Origin of the sequence: Streptomyces beihaiensis (assembly GCF_026274175.1) — a bacterium.
Classification (GTDB): Bacteria; Actinomycetota; Actinomycetes; order Streptomycetales; family Streptomycetaceae; genus Streptomyces; species Streptomyces beihaiensis.
In genome coordinates, this window is the sequence record NZ_JAPHNL010000027.1 from 1 (window position 1) to 18,624 (window position 18,624).

The window sequence follows — 18,624 nt, forward strand, 5'->3', positions numbered from 1 at the left end:
CAGCGGAGCCGTCGGCCGCGGCCGCGGCCGGGGCCGCGGCCGGGGCCCTTCAGGCCGGCGGAACCGGACTGAAGGGCCTGACCGAGCGCCTGGCGGCGGCCGGTGGTTCGCTGCGGGCCGGTCCGGCGCCGCACGGCGGGTTCACGGTCACGGCCGAGGTGCCGACCAAGACCGTGACCCCGCCGGAGATCGCCGCCGCGGCTACGGCGCCCAGGGCCCGCTGACGGCCCAACTCACGTCGTCCGCCCAGGAGCTGGTGCTGTCCCAGGCGTTGGAACCGCCGTCACCGGCCACGTAGAGGTTGTAGTCGTAGTGACGCAGGTACTTGGACGGGTAGTTGTACGAGGCGAACGACGTGCCCGTGCCGCTCTTTCCGGCGGTCGGGCAGAAGGTCGCGTCGGCTCTGAACTGGGCGGTGCCGTCCATGGGCTGGCGGTAGACGTGGAAGTTGTAGTGCCGCAGATAGTCGCCTGGATAGTTGCGGGACTCGAAGGAGACGCAGGAGGCGTCGGCGAGGCCCTTGCGGACGATCCAGGTGGCGTCGTTCTTGTCGAGGGAGGAACTGCTGGAGGAGATCGGGGAGATGACCGCCGCGTTGTTCTGGTGGCGGACGTAGTCACTGGTGCAGCAGGACGTGGTCGCGCGCAGCGAGATCTCCGAGCCGGGGGTCAGGGAGCCAGTGGCGCCGGTGGAGGCGCCGTAGCCGACGGAGACGATGTCGGACTGGACGGCGTTGTCGGCGGCGTCGGTCGGGATTCCGGCGGTCATCACGCCTTCGAAGAACGAGCCGATGGAGCCGTTGCTGTTGTCGCCGCCGGTGCCGAGGACGATGGCACCCTCCTGGTGCATGGGCGAGTATCCGCCGCCGTTGACGGTGGGTTCGCCGCCGGAGTAGGTGGTGGTGAGGCCGCCCGACTGGGCGTTGCCGTATTTGAGCGCGAAGTGATCCTGCCCGTTGTTCTTCAGCAGGGCGGTGACGAACGGCATGGCTCCGGTGCCGGTGTCGGAGGAGTTCTTGCTGTAGCCGGAGTCGGACTCGAACAGGCCGTTCTCCAAGTCGGCCTGGACCCAGGGCCCCTTGCCGTAGCAGGGCGAGAACCAGCATTCGGTGCCGAAGTTGATCGCGTCCATGTGGCCGTTGCCGGTGTCCTTGTTGTTCGTCTCGGCGTTGCCGTAGTCGAAGCAGCAGCGGCCGTTGACGTGGGTGCCGGAGGTGACCATGTACATCCCCTCGGCGGCGCCGTTGGTGGCCACGCCGGACGTCGAGTCGTCGCGGTAGCCCATTCCGGCCGATATCTCCAGGCCGTAGACCTGGTGGCCGCCCGCGGTGACCGGCAGCGCGTCGGCGGGCGCGCCGACGTCGGCCGCGCCCGCTCCCCCGGCGCCTTCGACCGTCAGGTCGTTGTGGCGCGGCGACTGGTCGTAGATCTTGGTGATGACGCAGGTGGTGCCGGAGCAGAAGGAGTCCTGGGCGGCGGCGTTCGCGTAACCGCCGGTGGCCAGCGGGCCGACGTCGGTGGTGGCGCCGTCCGAGGCGCGCTTCACCTGGTAGAGGGGCCCGTCGTACGAGGAGTAGAGCGCCCGCGTGAGGCTGTGCGCGGCGACGCAGGGCGTACCGGTGGAGGCGTAGACGTCACAGGGCAGCGAGCCGGCGGCCTGCGCGGGCCCGGGAAGCCCGATGGCGAGCGCGAGGACGGTGACCAGGGCGGAGAGCGCGGCGAGGAGCGCGGTTCTCAGCCGTGGAGCGGGGGACGTGGGGCGCGTACGTCTTGGAGCCACGGTTGACCTCTTCCGTTGCGGGTTGAATCGAGCGCGAACGTTCGAAATACCGGACGTTGTTCGAAATGAGGTGAGCAGAGGTGATTGTTGGACGGGCCCCCGGGGCCGTCAAGACGTGCGGAACGGATCGGGGCGACTCTTTTGACCGGGCCGGAGTCCGCGACGGCCCGTACTCTTGCCCGCGTGACAGCTCGCGTACGTGTCCTGCTCGCCGAGGACCAGGGGATGATGCGGGGCGCGCTCGCGCTGCTGCTCGGCATGGAACCGGACCTGGAGGTGGTCGCGCAGGTCGCGGCGGGCGACGCGATCGTCGACGCCGCGCTCGCCCACCGCCCCGACGTGGCGCTGCTCGACATCGAACTGCCCGGCATGAGCGGCCTCGACGCGGCGGCGGCGCTGCGCGACCAGGTGCCTCGGTGCCGGGTGTTGATCCTGACGACGTTCGGCAGGCCCGGCTATCTGCGGCGCGCGATGGAGGCGGGAGCGGCCGGGTTCCTGGTGAAGGACGGTCCGGTGGAGGAACTGGCCGAATCGATCCGGAAGGTGCTGCGCGGCGACACGGTCATCGATCCGGCGCTCGCCGCGGCGGCTCTCTCGGCGGGGCCGAGCCCGCTGACCGCGCGGGAGGCGGACGCGCTTCGGGCCTCCGCCGACGGGGCGACCGTGGCCGATGTCGCCGAAAGGCTGCATCTGTCCGAATCGACCGTACGCAACTACTTGTCGTCCGCCATCGGGAAGACGGGCACGCGCAACCGCGCCGAGGCATGGCGGGAGGCCAGGCGCCAAGGGTGGCTCTGAGGGGCGCGGGCGACCGCGTCACCCGCGCGGTTCCTCACGCCCCTCCCGCGGCGCCCACACCACCAGCACAGCGACCGCCACCAGCAGAATCCCGGCTCCCGCCTGGAACGCCCCCGCATATCCGCGCGTGAGCGAGGACGCGTCCGCCAACCCGGCGGAGCGGCTCGCCGCGACGGTCGACAGGATCGCCAGACCCAGCGAACCGCCCAGCGTCCGGGACGTGTTGACCAGGCCGGAGACGAGCCCCGCGTCACCGGGCTCGGCGCCCGACGTGGCGAGGGAGGCCAGCGGGGTCATCGCGAACCCGGCGCCCGCCATCATCACGATCCCGGGCAGCATGATCGTCGGTACGTAGGAGCCGTGCGCGCTCATCGTCGACTGCCAGGCGAACCCGGCCGCGGTGACGAGCACACCGGTCACCGCCACGTTCCGCGCGCCGAACCGCGGCATGAGCCGCGGCGCGGTCTTCGAGCCGAGGACGACCGCGAGCGAGCTGGGCACCAGCGCGAGGCCCGCCTCGATGGGCGTGTAGCCGAGCACGTTCTGCGCGTACAGGGTCATGAAGAACCACATCGCGAAGCTGCCCATGCCGCACACGAACATCGCGGCGTTGGCGGCCGCCACCGACCGTACGCGGAACAGGGCGAGCGGCATCAGCGGCAGCCGGGTGCGGGTCTCGACCGCGAGGAACGCCGCTATCAGGGCGAGCGCGACGCCCATCGGCACCAGCGTCCGGGCCGAGCCCCATCCCGCGGCCTCGGTCTGCACGATGGCGTACGCGAGCGTCGCCGTGCCCGCGGTGACGAGGACGGCGCCCGGCAGGTCGAGGCGGCGCTCCCCGCCCGCCCGCGACTCACGGGTCCAGCGGGCGGCGGCCGCGAGGACGAGCGCGCCCAGCGGAACGTTGATGAGCAGCACCCAGCGCCAGCTCAGCGACTCGGTGAGCAGGCCGCCGACGAGCCCGCCCGCCGCGCCGCCGCCGGCCCCGACGGCCGTCCAGGTCGCTATCGCGCGGGCCCGTGCCGCGCCCTCGGGGACGGCGGAGGTGAGGATGGTGAGTGTGGACGGCGCGAGCACGGCGGCACCCAGGCCCTGCGCGGTGCGCGCGGCGAGCAGTTGCCAGTCGGCCTGCGCGGCGCCACCCGCGAGCGAGGCGACGGTGAAGAGGCCGAGGCCGACGAGGAACATCCGCTTGCGTCCGAACAGATCCCCGGCCCGTCCGCCGAGCAGCATGAACCCGGCGAAGGCGATCGAGTACGCGTTGACCACCCATTGCAGCCCCGTGGCGCTCATGCCGAGGTCGGCGCGCATGGAGGGCAGCGCGACGTTGACGACGGAGACGTCGAGGACCACGAGGAACTGCCCGGCGCAGGCGACGGCCACCACCAGCCAGGCGGGCGGGGTCGCGGCGCGGGACCGTGTGCCGGAGCGGGCGGCGCAGTCCGTGTCGGGGGCGGAGGGGGATCGCAGCATGCCTGTCATGGTCGCAGGGGCCAGGCGCCCCGTACATCAGATTTTGGCCGCAGCCTCTCGGTCCCGGGTCATACGTCCCGCGGCCTAGGACCAGGCGCCCGTTCACCGAGGCGGACACCGAGATCACGGCGGAGACGACGGCGGAGACGACGGCGGAGATCACGGCGGAGACGATGGCGGAGATCACGGCGGAGATCACGGCGGAGGTCATCACGGCCGATCCGGACGCGATCAGGTGCATCGGCGGCTCCGCGAGACCGCTCCCGCCGGTCACCCGGGCTCGCGGTTCTCACGGCCGCCGCACCATGGTCACCACCGCCGCCCCGCCAAGACCGATGTTGTGGGCGAGGCCGACTCGGGCTCCCGGCACCTGGCGGGCGTCCGCCTCGCCCCGCAACTGCCAGGTCAGCTCGGCGAGCTGGGCGATGCCGGTGGCGCCCAGCGGATGCCCCTTCGAGATCAGGCCGCCCGACGGGTTGACCACCCAGCGCCCGCCGTAGGTCGTCGCACCCGACTCGGCGAGCTTGCCGGACGCGCCGGGCTCACACATGCCGAGCGCCTCGTAGGTGAGCAGTTCGTTGATCGAGAAGCAGTCGTGCAGCTCGATGACGTCGACGTCGTCGATGCCGAGGCCCGACGCCTCGTACACCTGGCGCGCCGCCTCCCGCGACATGGGCTGCCCGACGACGTCGACGCACGAGCCGGACGCGAAGGACTCCTCGGTGTCCGTCGTCATCGACTGGGCGACGATCTCCACCGCCCGGCCGCCGAGATCCCGCTCCTGGACGAACCGTTCGGAGACCACCACGGCCGCCGCCGCTCCGTCCGACGTCGGCGAGCACTGGAGCTTGGTCAGCGGCGCGTGGATCGTCGTGGCGGCCAGGATCTCGTCCACCGTGTACGCGTCCTGGAACTGCGCGTACGGGTTGTTCACGGAGTGCCGGTGGTTCTTGGCGGCGACGGCGGCGAGCTGGGTCTCGGTCGTGCCGTACCGTTCCCTGTGCTCACGCGCCGCGTCCCCGAAGATCTGGGCCGTGGGCGGGGTCATCTCGAAGCCGTGGCGGGCGGCCATGACGCCGTAGTGGCGGGCGACGGGGGACGTCTGGAAGTCGGAGCCCGCGTCCGCACCGCCGCCCAGCGCGCCGCGCTTCATCTTCTCGAAGCCGAGCGCGAGCACGCAGTCGCTCGCACCGCCCTCGACGAGCTGCCTGGCGAGCATCAGCGCGCTCGATCCGGTGGCGCAGTTGTTGTTGACGTTGTAGATCGGGACGCCGGTCGATCCGAGTTCGTACGCCGCCCGTTGACCGGCCGTCGACGGCTGGAAGCAGTAGCCGACGGGGACCTGCTCGACGTCCTCGTAGGTCACACCGGCGTCCGCCAGGGCCGCCGTGCCCGCCTCCTTGGCCATGTCCCAGTACTGCCAGTTGCGCGTCTCGGGCTTCTCGAACCTGGTCATGCCGACGCCTGCGATGTACGACTTCATGGCTGCGGGGCCTCCTGCCATTACCTGACGATGCGTCAGATAATGGCAGGGGCGCGCGGTCAGCGGAAGGCCGCGTGGCCCGTCAGCGCCTGTCCGAGTGCCAGGGTGTGCATCTCGGTCGTGCCCTCGTAGGTCAGCACGGACTCCAGGTTGTTGGCGTGGCGGATCACCGGGTATTCGAGCGAGACGCCGTTGGCCCCGAGGATCGTGCGGGCCGTGCGGCAGATCTCGATGGCCTCGCGGACGTTGTTGAGCTTGCCGAAACTGATCTGCGCGGGGTGCACCCCGGCGTCCGAGTCCTTGAGCGCCGAGAGGTGCAGGGCGGTCAGGGTGGCCTTGTGGAGTTCCAGGGCCATGTCGACGAGTTTCTGCTGGGTGAGCTGGAACCCCGCGATCGGCTTGCCGAACTGCTCGCGCTGCAAGGCGTATGCGCGGGCCGACTGCCACGCCGAGCGGGCCGCGCCCGTCACGCCCCACACGATTCCGTAGCGGGCCTCGTTGAGGCAGGTGAGCGGGGCGCCGACGCCGCGGGCTCCGGGGAGCTGCGCGGAGGCCGGGAGCCGTACCCCGTCCAGGACCAGCTCGCTGGTCACCGAGGCCCGCAGCGACATCTTGTGCTTGATCAGCGGCGCCGAGAAGCCGGGGGTGTCGGTGGGCACGGCGAAGCCGCGCACGACGCCCTCATCGTCCCGCGCCCAGACCACGGCCACCGCCGACACCGAACCGTTCGTGATCCACATCTTGCGGCCGTCGAGAATCCAGTCTGCACCGTCGCGCCGGGCCCGCGTCGCCATGGACGCCGGGTCGGAGCCGTGGTCGGGCTCGGTCAGGCCGAAGCAGCCGATCGCCTCGCCCGCCGCCATCCGCGGCAGCCACTCCCGCTTCTGCTCCTGAGAGCCGAACCGGTGGATGGCGAACATGGCCAGGGAGCCCTGTACGGAGACGAAGGAGCGCAGGCCCGAGTCGGTCGCCTCCAGTTCGCGGCAGGCGATCCCGTACGCGCGCGCCGACATCCCGGCACACCCGTACCCCTCCAGGTGCATGCCGAGCAGGCCCATCGCGCCGAACTCTCGGGCGAGGCCCGGCAGGTCGGGCAGTTCGCCCGCCTCGAACCAGTCGGCGATGTGCGGCTCGACCTTGGCGTCGAGGTACTGGCGGACCGTGTCGCGCACGGCGCGTTCCTCGTCGGTGAGGAGGGATTCGAGGGCGAGCGGGTCGTTCGGGTCGAGCGCGGGGAACGGCATGACGGTCTCAGACTCCTTGGTCCATCGGTGAGTTGTGCTGGCCGAGGGTGGGCGGCGCCGTACGGACGGCGGGGCGCACACCGTTGAAGCTGACGGGGAAGGCGACCTGGCGCAAGGTCCCGGCTGCCGGGTGGTCGACCTCCTGGACGATGCCGAGGGCCTCGGTCTGCGGGCAGGCGTAGACCTCGTCGAGGGAGCGGATGGGCGCGACGGGGACGCCGCGCGCCTTGAGGGCGTCACACCATTCACCGACGGTGCGGCGGGCGAGGACGGCCTCCAACCGGGCGTTCAGTTCGGCCCTGTTGGTGACGCGGGCGGCGTTCGTGCCGAAGCGGGGGTCGGCGGCGAGGGAGTCGAGGCCGAGGGCGGCGCACAGCTCGCGGAACAGGGTGTCGTTGCCGACCGCGATGACGAAGTGGCCGTCGGCGGCCGCGTACGCCTGGTACGGGACGAGGCTCGGGTGGCCGGAGCCGAGGCGGGTGGGGCGCTCGCCGGTGGCGAAGTGGGCGGTGGCCCAGTTGGCGTGCAGGGCGAGCTGGGTCTCGTAGAGGGAGGTGGTGACGTACTGGCCGCGGCCGGTACGCGCCCGCTCGACCAGGGCGGAGGTGACACCGATGAGGCCGAACAGGGCGGCGCCGAGGTCGCCCATGGCGAAGCCCGCCTTGACCGGGGGGCCGTCCGGCTCGCCGGTGAGGGACATGAGCCCGGCCGCGGCCTGGGCGACCATGTCGTAGCCGGGTTCGTCGCGCAGCGGCCCGGTGTCGCCGAAGGCGGAGATGTGGAGGACGACGAGGCGCGGGTGGCGGGCGGTGAGGTCGCGGTAGTCGAACAGTTCGGCGAGTGAGCTGCCCGGCCGGAAGTTCTCCACCAGGACGTCCGCGTCGGCGAGCATCCGGTCGACGGCGGCCCGCCCGTCGGGCGACTTGAGGTCGATGGTCACGGACCGCTTGTTGCGGTTGGCCGCGAGGTAGTACGTGGCGTCGTCGCCCTGGAACGGCGGGCCCCAGCGGCGTGTCGGGTCGCCGCCTTCGGGGTGTTCGACCTTGGTCACGTCGGCGCCGAGGTCGGCGAGGGACATCGTCGCGTAGGGGCCCGCGAGGATCTTGGACAGGTCGACGACCTTGATCCCGGCGAGCGGCGCGGCGGCTCCGGCGGACGGCGCGGCGGCTCCGGCGAGCGGCGCGGCGGCTCCGGCGAGCGGCGCGGCGGCTCCGGCGAGCGGCGCGGCGGCTCCGGTGGACGGCTGAGACATGGGGATCACTCTGCCCCCGGGATTAAGTACTGTCCAAGACTGATTCCGGCACCCGGTACGCGGCTATGGCACATAATCCGATGGCGGCGGCGTGGGCAGCACCCGCTCGGCGACACCCAGGACGGCGGCGAGGGCGGCGCTGTCGTTTCCGGTGCGCCAGGCGAGGGCGATGGGAAGGACGGGCACGCCGGGGCCGGTCAGCGGCCGGAACACGACGTGCTCCAGGTGGATCGAGCGCGCGGAACCGACCACGACGGCGACGCCGACCCCCGCCCCCACCAGGGCCAGCAGGTTGTACGAGTCCGGCGCCTCCTGGGCGATACGGGGTGCGAATCCGGCGTCGTGGCACCCCTGCACCATCGCCTCCCGCACGGCCGAGCCGCGCGCCACGGGGAACGTGACGAACCGCTCGTGCGCGAGATCGGCGAAGGTCACCCCGGCCCGCTCGGCCAGCCTGTGCCCCTCGGGCAGGGCGCAGACGAGCGGTTCGGCGCGGACGACGCGGGCGGTGATGCCCCGGCGGACCGGGAGCGCCGCGACGCCCAGGTCGATGGTGCCGTCGGTGAGCCGGGCGAGCGCCTCACCGGTGAAGATCTGCCCCTCCAACACCAGCTCCACGCCCGGAAGTTCGGAGTTCACGGCCCGGGTGAGCGCGGGCAGCGCCGAGTACGCGCTGGCCCCGCCGAACCCGACGGTCACCCGCCCCGTCTCGCCGAGGTGCGCGGCACGGACGGTTCGCCGCAGGGTCTCCGCGTCGGCGAGGAGGCGGCGGGCCGGTTCCAGGAGGGCGCGGCCCGCCGGGGTGAGGCGGACGGAGCGGGTGGTCCGCTCGAAGAGCTGGACCCCGAGGTCGCGCTCGAGGAGCTTGATCTGCTGGCTCAGCGGTGACTGGGCGATGTGCAGGCGCGCCGCGGCACGGCCGAAGTGCAATTCGTCCGCGACGGCCACGAAGCCGGTGAGGTGTCTCAGTTCCACGCCGCCGAGGTTACGGATCAGCCGTGGACGTGCGGCCCGAGCGATGTTTCACGTAATGAAACAGTCAAGAATCCGGGTCGTACGACATTCGCCGGAATAGTCGCCCAAGCCAACCGGTTCGACATACACGCGATCTGCCGCCACCGAGCGTCACTCACCCCATGCCGTCCCGTCTCACCCTGCCGTCCCGCCCTGTCCCGCCCTGTCCCGTCCTGTCCTGTTCTGTCCATCCTTTCCTGCCCTGCCTCATCCCGCCTTGTTCCGTTCCATCTTGTTCCGTTTCTCCTTGTTCCGTTCCGCCTTGCCCCATCCCGCCTTGTCCAGTCCTGTCCTCTCCTGCCGTGAGACCGCCGTCCGGAGGCCCTCCGTAATGTCCCAGCCGACGACCACAGCCCGCCGCACCGGCGGAGTCGTCCCCATACTCGCCTTCGCCGGCATCGTCGTGGCCGTCATGCAGACGCTGCTCGTGCCGGTGATCAAGGACCTGCCCGAGCTGCTCGGCACCGCCCCCTCCAACGCCACCTGGGTGATCACCTCCACCCTCCTCTCGGGCGCCGTCGCCACGCCGATCATGGGCCGGCTCGGTGACCTGTTCGGCAAGCGCCGGATGCTGCTCGCCAGCCTCGCGATCATGGTCGTCGGCTCCCTCGTCTGCGGCTTCACCGACCAGCTGCTCGTCATGATCGTCGGCCGTGCGCTCCAGGGCTTCGCCATGGGCGCCATCCCCCTCGGCATCGGCCTGATGCGCGACATGCTGCCGCGCGAGAAGCTCGGCTCGGCGATGGCCCTCATGTCGTCGTCCATCGGCGTCGGCGGCGGCCTCGGCCTGCCGCTCGCCGCGTTCGTCGCGCAGCACGCCGACTGGCACGCCCTGTTCTTCGGTGCGGCCGGTCTCGGCGTCCTCTCGATCGCCCTGACCCTCGCCCTCGTCCCGGAGAGCCCGCTGCGCGCGGAGGGCCGCTTCGACCTGATCGGCGCGATCGGCCTCTCGCTCGGCCTGGTCCTCTTCCTCCTGCCCATCACCAAGGGCAGCGACTGGGGCTGGTCGAGCGGCACCACGCTCGGCCTGTTCGGCGCGTCGGTCGTCGTGCTCGTCGCATGGGGCGTGATGGAGCTGCGGATGGCCGCGCCGCTGGTCGACCTGCGCACCACGGCCCGCCGCGAGGTGCTGCTCACCAACCTCGCCTCGATCATGGTCGGTGTCGCCTTCTACGCGATCTCGCTCGTCCTCCCCCAGCTGCTCCAGCTGCCGAAGGCCACCGGCTACGGCCTCGGTCAGTCCATGGTCGTCGCGGGCCTGTGCGTGGCGCCGCTCGGCCTGACGATGATGTTCACCGCGCCGGTCTACGCCCGCCTGTCGGCCAAGTTCGGCCCGAAGGTGACACTGCTGCTCGGCATGGTGATCATCGCGATCGGCTACGGCGCCGGGCTCGGCCTCATGAACGCCGCCTGGCAGACCGTCGTCATCTCGGTCGTCGTCGGCGCGGGCATCGGTCTCGCGTACTCGTCGCTGCCCGCGCTCATCGTCGGCGCGGTCGACCCGTCCGAGACGGGTGCGGCCAACGGCCTCAACACCCTCATGCGCTCGATCGGTACGTCGGTGTCCTCCGCGGTCATCGGCATGGTCCTGGCCAACACGTCGAACCATGTGCAGGGCATCGCCGTTCCGACGATGCACGGCTTCCGGCTCTCCTTCCTCATCGCCACGGCCGCGGTCGCGCTGGGCGTGGTGTGCGCGGTGTTCCTGCCGGGCCGCCGCCGCGCGGGGGCCGCGTCCGCGGCGCAGCACACGCAGCTGCGGGCCAGCAGCGAGGAGGACGCCAACCTGGTCCGCGCCGAGGAGGCCCTCGCCGCCTTCCGCGGCCGCGTCCTCGACCCGGCGGGCGCCCCGCTGCACCGGGCCAAGGTGACCTTGATCGACCGGCGCGGCCGCCAGGCCGGAGCGGCGCTCACCGACCCGGAGGGCCGCTACGCCCTCGCGGTCCCCTCCGGCGGCTCGTACGTCCTCGCCGCCACGGCCCCCGGCCACGCCCCGCGCGCCTCAGCCGCCACGCACCACGGCGAGGACCGCGCGGTCGACCTCGATCTGGCGCTCGGCGCGCTGGAGACGCAGGCCCCGGCGGCCGGGTGACGTGACGCTCACGGCTTCCCGGTGGCGGGCCGGTCGCACTCGAACCAGACGGTCTTCCCACCACCGGGCCCGCCGTGCCGCGGTACGCCCCACCGGCTGGTGACCTCGGCGACGACGGTGAGGCCGCGCCCGCTCTCGGCGAGCCCGTCGTGCCACGCCGCGAGGTGCAACCGCAGGATGCGCCGCAGGTGCCGCACGCTGTGCTCACCCACGGTGAAGCTGAGGCGGTAGAAGAGCCCAAGTCCCTCCTCGGGCTGGTCGATTACGTGGTTCGTGCCACCAGCGTGGAGCGGGCCGATTACGCTCGGCTACGGCTTGATCGGAACGCCGCGAGGCGTTGCACGAGCGGGGTGACCGCCCATGCCGAACATCCGCCGAGACCTGGACCCCGGCGCCTCGCCGCTGGACTACTTCGGGTTCGAGTTGCGCCGCCGGAGGGAGGCGGCGGGGCTGAACCTGGGGCAGTTGGGCGACATCATCTTCTGTACGGGTTCCCTGGTGGGCCAGATCGAGTGCGCGAAGAAGGTGCCGACGAGGGATTTCAGCGAGCGGGTGGACGCCGCGCTGGGCACGGAGGGGTTCTTCTCGGGGCTCGTGGGCTTGGTGCTGCGTTCTCAGCGGCCGAGCCGTCATGCGCGAACAACTGGCTCACCTGTTGGACTTCGCGGCGAACCCATGGGTGCAGATCCAGGTGCTGCCGTTCTCGGTCGGGCGACACACGGGGATGATGGGGCCCTTCACGTTGCTCCGGTTCGACGATGACCGGGTCTGAGAGAGAGTCGGCGGCGGCGTGTGCGCGAGCACACCACGACCCCACCCTCACCAGCCCGAAAGCCCCCTCCCAGAAGAGTGTCGCAGTTCTACGTAACACTGCGACACTTTCCGGCCCCCCGATCCGCGCCCCGGCAACCAAGGCCAGTCGACCGAAAGCAGAGCGGCCGCCACGCCGGTCCGCAGTCGCCGGGGAGACGGGCCCGTTCGTCGCGGTCACCGTGCCTGCCGTACGGCGGATGGCCCCGGTAAGGCACCATGTCCGGCATGACCACGACGAACGACGCCGTCTGCCCCGCCCCGGACGTTCTCGCGGCCTTCGAGGGGGCCAAGGGATTCATGCCGGTCGACGAAGGGCTCGCGCTGTACCGTGCGGCCGTCGACGCCGGGGCGCTCGGCCTGCCGCTCCTGGAGGTCGGCACGTACTGCGGGCGGTCGACGATCCTGCTGGCGGACGCCGCCCGCCGGGCCGGGGTCGCGGCGCTCACCGTCGACCACCACCGCGGCAGCGAGGAGCAGCAGCCGGGGTGGGACTTCCACGATCCGGAGACCGTGGACCCGGTGATCGGCCTGATGGACACGCTCCCGACGTTCCGGCGCACCCTGCACGCGGCCGGCCTTGAGGAGCACGTCGTCGCGCTCGTCGGGCGGTCGCCGCAGGTGGCGAGGGTATGGGGCGGGAAGTTGGGGCTCGTGTTCATCGACGGCGGGCACACCGACGAGCACGCCACCGCCGACTACGAGGGCTGGGCGCCGCATGTCGTGGACGGCGGGCTGCTCGTCATCCATGACGTTTTCCCGGTCAAGCACGACGAGTGGACGGGCCAGGCACCGTACCGGGTGTATCTGCGGGCCCTCGAATCCGGCGCGTTCAGCGAGGTCAGCGCGTGTGACTCGCTGCGCGTGCTGCGGCGGACGGGCGCGGGGATCTGAGACCACCGTTAGGGTCGGGGACGTGTCGTACACAGGTCCGGATCCCGATGCGCCCCGCGTTCCCCGACGCCGCCGTCTCCCCGCTCTCGTCACGGTCGCCGCGCTCGCCGTGGCGGCGCCCGCGGTGTGGCTCGGCTGGCAGGTGATCGGCGGTACGGGCGAGGGTGCCCTGAAGAAGGCCACGCCACCCGCGTCGGGCAGCCCGTCGCCGACGGACGACGCCAAGAACGGCACCGTGCCGCTCCCCCTGAAGGGCAAAGTCGTCGTCATCGACCCCGGTCACAATCCGGGGAACTTTCGGCATACGACCGATATCAATCGCACCGTGAACATCGGCAACGAGTCCAAGGAGTGCGACACCACCGGCACGTCCACCGACGCCGGTTACACGGAAGCCCGTTTCACCCTGGATGTCGCGCGGCGGATGCGTACGATCCTGGAGAAACAAGGCGCCACGGTGAAGCTCACACAGGACGGCGACCGCCCCTGGGGGCCGTGCATCGACGAGCGCGCCCGCATCGGCGACAAGGCGCACGCCGACGCCGTCGTCTCCGTCCATGCGGACGGCTCCGCCGCGGGCAACCGCGGGTTCCATGTGATCCTTCCCGCGGCGGTGCACGCGGGCGCCGCCGACACCCGCCCGATCGTCGCGCCCTCCCGCGACCTCGGCGAGCGCATCGGGACCGCGTTCCACCAGGTCACCGGCGAGCCACGGTCGAACTACATCGGCGGCGGAACGGGCCTCGACACCCGCTCCGACCTCGGCGGCCTCAACCTCTCCACGGTCCCCAAGGTCTTCATCGAGTGCGGCAACATGCGGGACCCCCGGGACGCGGCCCGACTGACCTCCGGCGCCTGGCGCCAGAAGGCCGCGCAGGGCATCTCTGAGGGAATCATGAGTTTCCTGCGGCGGTGACCGTCACGGTCGGGATCTCGGCAGACACCGTCGGCACGCGGGCGATAGTGTCTCCCTACGATGAGGGGCCACCCCCGTGCTTTGAGCCGCCTCCTTTCGATGACGAGACGACCGACGTAGGACCTAAGGATCAAGTAGTGAATATCCGCTCCCTCACTCGAGGCGACGGCGTGGTGATCGGAGCAGCGGTGTTGCTGTTCATCGCCTCGTTCCTCGATATCTATTCCATCGACGGGGCGCCCGACAGCGTCAGCCTGCCCAACTCCTGGGAGAGCGGCCCGATCCTGATGGGCGTCGTCCTGGCGGGCATCATCGGGGCCGCGCTCATCGTGGTGAGCCGTGGGCTTCCGGAGCAGCGCAAGATCGCCGGTATCGACCTCGGCCAGTTCGGCATCGCGGCCAGCGTGCTCGCCGCGTGGTCCGCGCTGGGCAACATCTTCGACCCGGCCAGCGGCTTCAACAACCTCGGCTCCGGCAACGACTCCGGCTTCGGCGCGGGCACCGGCCTCATCCTCTCCCTCGTCGCCACCCTGGTCATGGCCGCCGCCGCCATCGCCACCCCGCTCGTCCCGGCCCTGAAGGCCCCGCTCGTCGGCGCCCCCAAGGCCCCGCAGCCGGTCAGCCCCTACGGCGGCCAGCCGCAGGGTGGTTACGGCTACCCCGGCGCCCAGCAGCCCGCTCAGCCGTACGGCGCGCAGCTGGCCCAGCCCGGCCCGGCCGGCCCCGGCCAGCCCTACGGGGGCGCTCAGCCCCAGCCGCAGCAGGCCGCCGCACCGGCGCCCGCGCAGGGCGGACAGCCCGCCGGTGACTTCTCGCCGTTCTGGTTCGCCGTGCCGGTGCCGCGCCCGCTGTACGGGGAGGACGGCTCGCCGACGCCGATCGCGGAACTGGCCCCCGGCACCTGGTACTTGGCGGTCGAGCAGCGCGGCCCCGGCCTGGTCGCCCAGACGCAGGACGGCCGTCGCGGCGTGCTGCAGGACACCACGGGCATCCAGCGCGGCTGACGCCCTCTCGCCACCGATCGTCACCGGTCGCCGCCGAGGCCCCTCGCCCTTCTCTCTTCCGGGCGAGGGGCCTTTCGCGTACAGTCGCCGCCGCTGGACCGTTTCTGACGGGCAATCAGAAAGGGTGGGCGGCGGCATGCGCCTGGGACTCGCACTCGGCTACTGGGGCCGCGGCCCCGACCCCGGCCGTCTCCAACTCGTCCGCGACGCGGAGGAGCTGGGCTACGACTCCGTATGGACGGCCGAGTCGTGGGGCAGCGACGCGTTCACGCCGCTGACGTGGTTCGCCGCGCACACCTCCCGCATCCGCCTCGGCACCGCCGTCGCGCAGATGGCCGCCCGCTCCCCCACCACCACGGCCATGCACGCCCTCACGCTCGACCACCTCTGCGGCGGCCGCACGATGCTGGGCCTCGGCCTGTCCGGGCCGCAGGTCGTGGAGGGCTGGTACGGGCGCCCGTTCCCCCGCTCCCCGCTGACCGCCACGCGCGAGTACGTGGACGTCGTACGGCAGGTGCTCAGGCGCGAGGGGCCCGTCGAGGCGGCCGGGCGCTTCCACACCCACCCGTACCTGGGCGACGACGGTACCGGCCTCGGCAAGCCCCTCAAGCCGATCACGCATCCTCTGCGCGCCGATCTGCCGATCCTGCTGGGCGCCGAAGGTCCGAAGAACATCGCGCAGACGACCCGGATCGCGGACGGCTGGCTGCCGCTGTACTGGTCACCGACCCGGACCGACGTGTACGAGGCGTCACTCACCGACCTGACCGACAACTTCATGATCGCGCCGATGGCCCGCGCCAAGGTGTGCGACGACATCGGCGAAGGGCTGCTGCCCGTCAAGGCGATGCTCGGCTTCTACATCGGCGGCATGGGCCACGCCACCCGCAACTTCCACGCCGACCTCATGGCGAGGATGGGGTTCGAGGCCGAAGCCCGGCGCATTCAGGAGCTGTTCGCGGCCGGGCGCCGGGAGGAGGCCGTGCTCGCCGTGCCGGACTCGTTCGCCGACGAGATCTCGCTCGTCGGTCCACGCGCCCGGATCGCCGAGCGCCTCGAACTGTGGCGCAAGGGCCCGGTGACGGACCTGCTCGTCCTGTCACCGGACCCTGTCACGCTGCGGGTGCTGGCGGAGCTCAACTCCTAGTTGTATTGCCCCGTAAGGGATCGGACCCGGCCGTCTACGAGCCCTTCGCCAGCTCCTTCGCCGACGGAACCTTGTCCGTCACCGTCGCGCCCGCGCTCCTGCCCGCGTCCTTGACGTTGCTGATCATGTCGTTGAACGAGCCGGCCACCGAGTCGACGCCGTCGCCCTTGCGCAGCTTCTTCGGCAGGTCCTTGAGCGAGTCGATGCCCGCCGACAGCGGCGCGACCGCCTTCGACAGGGTCGGATCACCCTTCGCGTTGTTCACCGCGGCCTTGAGCCGGTTGTACGTGAACGCGCCCGCGACGCCCGCCTTGACCAGGGCCCACTTGCGGCCACTCGCACCCTTCTTGAACTTCCCCGCCTTCCACGGCTTCACGATCCACTGGTAGGTGGCGCCGGCGGCGAGGCCCGCGTTGGCCACGAAGCGGGTCTTGGCGAACTTCTGGCGTTCGGCGGAGCTGGTGGCACTCGGGGTGGCGGCCGCGTTGACGACGTCGTTCACGGTCTTCCCCGTGTTCGACGAGCCGCCGCACGCCACGGTGCCGCCGAGCAGGGCGCCGCACATCAGCACGGCGACGATCAGGCGGCGTACCGGAAGGGCGCTGAGCGGGCGAGCGTGTCGGGTGTCCACTGGTACCTCCGGGCGGAGACTGCACTTCCCGCAGCGTCACCCGCCCCGCCCGGCTGCGCCACTCGGGCGATCACGCTCAGGCATCTGTCCCCGGTTCGCAGCAGTCCGGCTCGACGCCGGACGGCAGCTGTGTCCCGCCGAACACCTCGCAGGTGGCCTCGTCGCCGCCGAGGGCCGCCACCGCCAGCAGGACCGAACCCGCGGTCCAGGTCGTCAGTTCCTCGGGCCAGATCGCGCGGTCCTCGAAGACGTAACCGGTCCAGTACAGGCCGGTGCGCGGGTCACGCAGGTGCTGGATGTCCTTGAGGATCGTCAGGGCGCGGTCGGACTCGCCGATCGCCCACAGGGCCAGGGCCAGTTCCGCGCTCTCGCCGCCGGTGACCCACGGGTTGGGGACGACGCAGCGCACGCCGAGGCCGGGTACGACGAAACGGTCCCAGTCCGCCTCGATGCGCGCCTGCGCCTCGGAGCCTGTCAGGGCGCCGCCGAGGACCGGGTAGTACCAGTCCATCGAGTAGCGGCTCTTGTCCAGGAAACGGTCCTGATGGCGGCGGACGGCGTGGCCGAGCGCGCCGACCGCCAGCTCCCAGTCGGGCTGGGGGGCTTCCCTCGCCTCCGCGATGGCGAGGGCGCAGCGCAGGGCGTGGTGGATCGATGAGCTGCCGGTCAGGAGGGCGTCGTTCACCGGCGTCCCGTCCTGCTCGCGCTTCCAGCCGATCTGGCCGCCGGGCTGTTGCAGCCGCAGCACCCACTCGATCGCCGCGCACACCACCGGCCACATCCGGTCCAGGAAGGCGTCGTCGCCCGTGGAGAGGTAGTGGTGCCAGACGCCGACGGCCACGTACGCGACGAAGTTGGACTCGCGGCCCCGGTCGGTGACGTCGGTGGCGTCGCCGTCGTGGTAGGCGGCGTACCAGGAGCCGTCGTCGTTCTGGTGGCGGGCGAGCCAGGCGTAGGCGCGCTCGGCGGCCTCGTGTTCGCCTGCCACGTCGAGCGCCATGGCGGCCTCGGTGTGGTCCCAGGGGTCGAGGTGGTGGCCGCGGTACCACGGCATGGCGCCGTCGGGGCGCTGGACGGCCAGAATGCCCCGTACCGTGTGCGCCGCCTGATCGGCCGTCAGGACACCGGGCAGGACGAGCAGTTCGGTCCGTCCGGTCCGCTCGGGGCTGCTCACTCAGTGGCCCCGGCGTCGGTCCCGGCGGCGGCCTCCGCCAGGTGCGGTTTGGTGGCGTAGGCGACGAAGCTCTTGCCGACGACCGGGTTGAGCAGCTGCTCGGCGACCCGGGTCAGGGCCGGCTTCTTCATGATGTCCCAGACGAGCAGCTTGTGGTACGCCCTCACCGGCAGCGCCTTGTCGTTGTCGACGCCGAACGCGCACTTGAGCCACCAGTACGGCGAGTGCAGCGCGTGCGCGTGGTGGGTGCCGTACGGCTTGAGGCCGGCCTCGCGCATCCTGCCGAGGAGTTCGTCGGCCTTGTAGATCCGGATGTGGCCGCCCTCGACCTCGTGGTACTCGTCGGACAGCGCCCAGCAGACCTTCTCGGGGCCGTAGCGGGGCACGGTGACGGCGATGCGGCCGCCCGGCTTCAGCACTCGCACCATTTCCGCGAGTACGCCCTTGTCGTCCGGGATGTGCTCCATGACCTCGCTGATGATGACGACGTCGAACGAGGCGTCGGGGAAGGGGAGGTTGAGCGCGTCGCCCTCCATGGCCGTGGCGGTGGCGCCCGCCGGGGCCTCCCCGGCCTCCTTCATCGCGGCGAACCACTTGGCGACCTCGCGGATCTCCTCGCCGTTCTGGTCGAGGGCGACGACCTGGGCCCCCCGCCGGTAGCACTCGAAGGCGTGCCGTCCGGCTCCGCAGCCGAGGTCGAGGACGCGGTCGCCCGCGGCCAGCGGGAAACGGGTGAAGTCGACGGTCAGCACGTGGCCCTGCTTTCGGTGGGGGTCTGCGATTGCGGTCGTACGGCTACGGGGATGCCGCGGGCGGCGTCGATCGCCTCCCGGTACAGCTCGGCCGTGCCCTGGGCGGCGCGCGCCCAGGTGAAGCGCTCCAGGACCCGGGCGCGGCCCGCGGCGCCGAGCCG

General features: G+C 71.6%; 16 protein-coding genes and 3 pseudogenes. 8 read left to right on the top strand and 11 right to left on the bottom strand.

Features of this window, described 5'->3' with window-relative positions:
* A pseudogene (locus tag OFY01_RS04145) lies at positions 1-224 on the top strand (sensor histidine kinase); the annotation flags it as partial.
* On the opposite strand, the gene OFY01_RS04150 reads toward OFY01_RS04145, so the two are convergent.
* Entirely contained in the window at positions 202-1,779 is a 1,578-nt protein-coding gene (locus tag OFY01_RS04150) for an alpha-L-arabinofuranosidase B (protein ID WP_266596383.1), read from the bottom strand. The pseudogene OFY01_RS04145 and the gene OFY01_RS04150 sit on opposite strands and share 23 nt — an antisense overlap.
* A 183-nt stretch (positions 1,780-1,962) precedes the next feature.
* Here OFY01_RS04150 and OFY01_RS04155 point away from each other — a divergent pair, with 183 nt between their 5' ends.
* Entirely contained in the window at positions 1,963-2,577 is a 615-nt protein-coding gene (locus OFY01_RS04155; protein WP_266596384.1) for a response regulator transcription factor, read from the top strand.
* 18 nt (positions 2,578-2,595) lie between these two features.
* On the opposite strand, the gene OFY01_RS04160 is transcribed toward OFY01_RS04155, so the two are convergent.
* From OFY01_RS04160 to OFY01_RS04180, 5 genes are all read right to left on the bottom strand, one after another.
* On the bottom strand, positions 2,596-4,050 hold the full coding sequence (locus OFY01_RS04160) for an MFS transporter (RefSeq protein ID WP_407700275.1): 1,455 nt from the start codon (positions 4,048-4,050) through the stop codon (positions 2,596-2,598).
* A 289-nt stretch (positions 4,051-4,339) separates the two neighbouring features.
* Positions 4,340-5,533 (bottom strand): lipid-transfer protein, encoded by a 1,194-nt coding sequence (locus OFY01_RS04165; RefSeq protein WP_266596388.1) that lies wholly within the window; start codon positions 5,531-5,533, stop codon positions 4,340-4,342.
* A gap of 59 nt (positions 5,534-5,592) precedes the next feature.
* The gene (locus OFY01_RS04170; RefSeq protein ID WP_266596390.1) at positions 5,593-6,777 is read right to left on the bottom strand and encodes an acyl-CoA dehydrogenase family protein; all 1,185 of its coding nucleotides are present in this window, start codon (positions 6,775-6,777) and stop codon (positions 5,593-5,595) included.
* 7 nt (positions 6,778-6,784) lie between these two features.
* A complete protein-coding gene (locus OFY01_RS04175; protein ID WP_266596392.1) occupies positions 6,785-8,029 on the bottom strand; it encodes a CaiB/BaiF CoA transferase family protein in 1,245 nt (414 codons plus the stop codon).
* A gap of 63 nt (positions 8,030-8,092) precedes the next feature.
* On the bottom strand, positions 8,093-9,004 hold the full coding sequence (locus tag OFY01_RS04180) for a LysR substrate-binding domain-containing protein (protein WP_266596394.1): 912 nt from the start codon (positions 9,002-9,004) through the stop codon (positions 8,093-8,095).
* A gap of 370 nt (positions 9,005-9,374) precedes the next feature.
* Here OFY01_RS04180 and OFY01_RS04185 point away from each other — a divergent pair, with 370 nt between their 5' ends.
* Positions 9,375-11,135: an MFS transporter gene (locus OFY01_RS04185; RefSeq protein ID WP_266596396.1), complete on the top strand. Its 1,761-nt coding sequence runs from the start codon at positions 9,375-9,377 to the stop codon at positions 11,133-11,135.
* Positions 11,136-11,143: 8 nt separating this feature from the next.
* Here OFY01_RS04185 and OFY01_RS04190 read toward each other — a convergent pair whose 3' ends face one another.
* Positions 11,144-11,347, bottom strand: coding sequence for an ATP-binding protein (locus tag OFY01_RS04190; RefSeq protein WP_323135472.1), 204 nt, complete (start codon positions 11,345-11,347; stop codon positions 11,144-11,146).
* A gap of 148 nt (positions 11,348-11,495) precedes the next feature.
* On the opposite strand from OFY01_RS04190, the pseudogene OFY01_RS04195 reads away from it, so the two are divergent.
* From OFY01_RS04195 to OFY01_RS04215, 5 genes and pseudogenes are all read left to right on the top strand, one after another.
* Positions 11,496-11,898: pseudogene (locus OFY01_RS04195) on the top strand (Scr1 family TA system antitoxin-like transcriptional regulator); the annotation flags it as partial.
* Between the two features lie 266 nt (positions 11,899-12,164).
* Positions 12,165-12,839, top strand: coding sequence for a class I SAM-dependent methyltransferase (locus OFY01_RS04200; protein ID WP_266596398.1), 675 nt, complete (start codon positions 12,165-12,167; stop codon positions 12,837-12,839).
* A 22-nt stretch (positions 12,840-12,861) separates the two neighbouring features.
* Positions 12,862-13,755 carry an N-acetylmuramoyl-L-alanine amidase gene (locus OFY01_RS04205; RefSeq protein WP_266596400.1) on the top strand — a complete coding sequence of 298 codons (894 nt, stop codon included), beginning with the start codon at positions 12,862-12,864 and terminating at the stop codon, positions 13,753-13,755.
* Between the two features lie 137 nt (positions 13,756-13,892).
* Positions 13,893-14,759 carry a DUF5336 domain-containing protein gene (locus OFY01_RS04210; RefSeq protein ID WP_266596402.1) on the top strand — a complete coding sequence of 289 codons (867 nt, stop codon included), beginning with the start codon at positions 13,893-13,895 and terminating at the stop codon, positions 14,757-14,759.
* A 136-nt stretch (positions 14,760-14,895) separates the two neighbouring features.
* A complete protein-coding gene (locus OFY01_RS04215) occupies positions 14,896-15,906 on the top strand; it encodes an LLM class F420-dependent oxidoreductase (protein WP_266596404.1) in 1,011 nt (336 codons plus the stop codon).
* Between the two features lie 34 nt (positions 15,907-15,940).
* Here the strand turns inward: OFY01_RS04215 and OFY01_RS04220 are convergent, their stop codons facing one another.
* The 4 genes and pseudogenes from OFY01_RS04220 to OFY01_RS04235 all read right to left on the bottom strand — a co-directional run.
* Positions 15,941-16,471 (bottom strand): hypothetical protein, encoded by a 531-nt coding sequence (locus tag OFY01_RS04220; RefSeq protein ID WP_266596412.1) that lies wholly within the window; start codon positions 16,469-16,471, stop codon positions 15,941-15,943.
* A 142-nt stretch (positions 16,472-16,613) separates the two neighbouring features.
* A complete protein-coding gene (locus OFY01_RS04225; RefSeq protein WP_266596406.1) occupies positions 16,614-17,711 on the bottom strand; it encodes a prenyltransferase/squalene oxidase repeat-containing protein in 1,098 nt (365 codons plus the stop codon).
* Positions 17,708-18,463, bottom strand: a complete 756-nt coding sequence (locus OFY01_RS04230; protein WP_266596408.1) for a class I SAM-dependent methyltransferase — start codon at positions 18,461-18,463, stop codon at positions 17,708-17,710. The genes OFY01_RS04225 and OFY01_RS04230 overlap by 4 nt, the downstream gene beginning before the upstream one ends.
* Positions 18,457-18,624, bottom strand: a pseudogene (locus OFY01_RS04235) (glycosyltransferase family 1 protein); the annotation flags it as partial. The gene OFY01_RS04230 and the pseudogene OFY01_RS04235, both read right to left, overlap by 7 nt.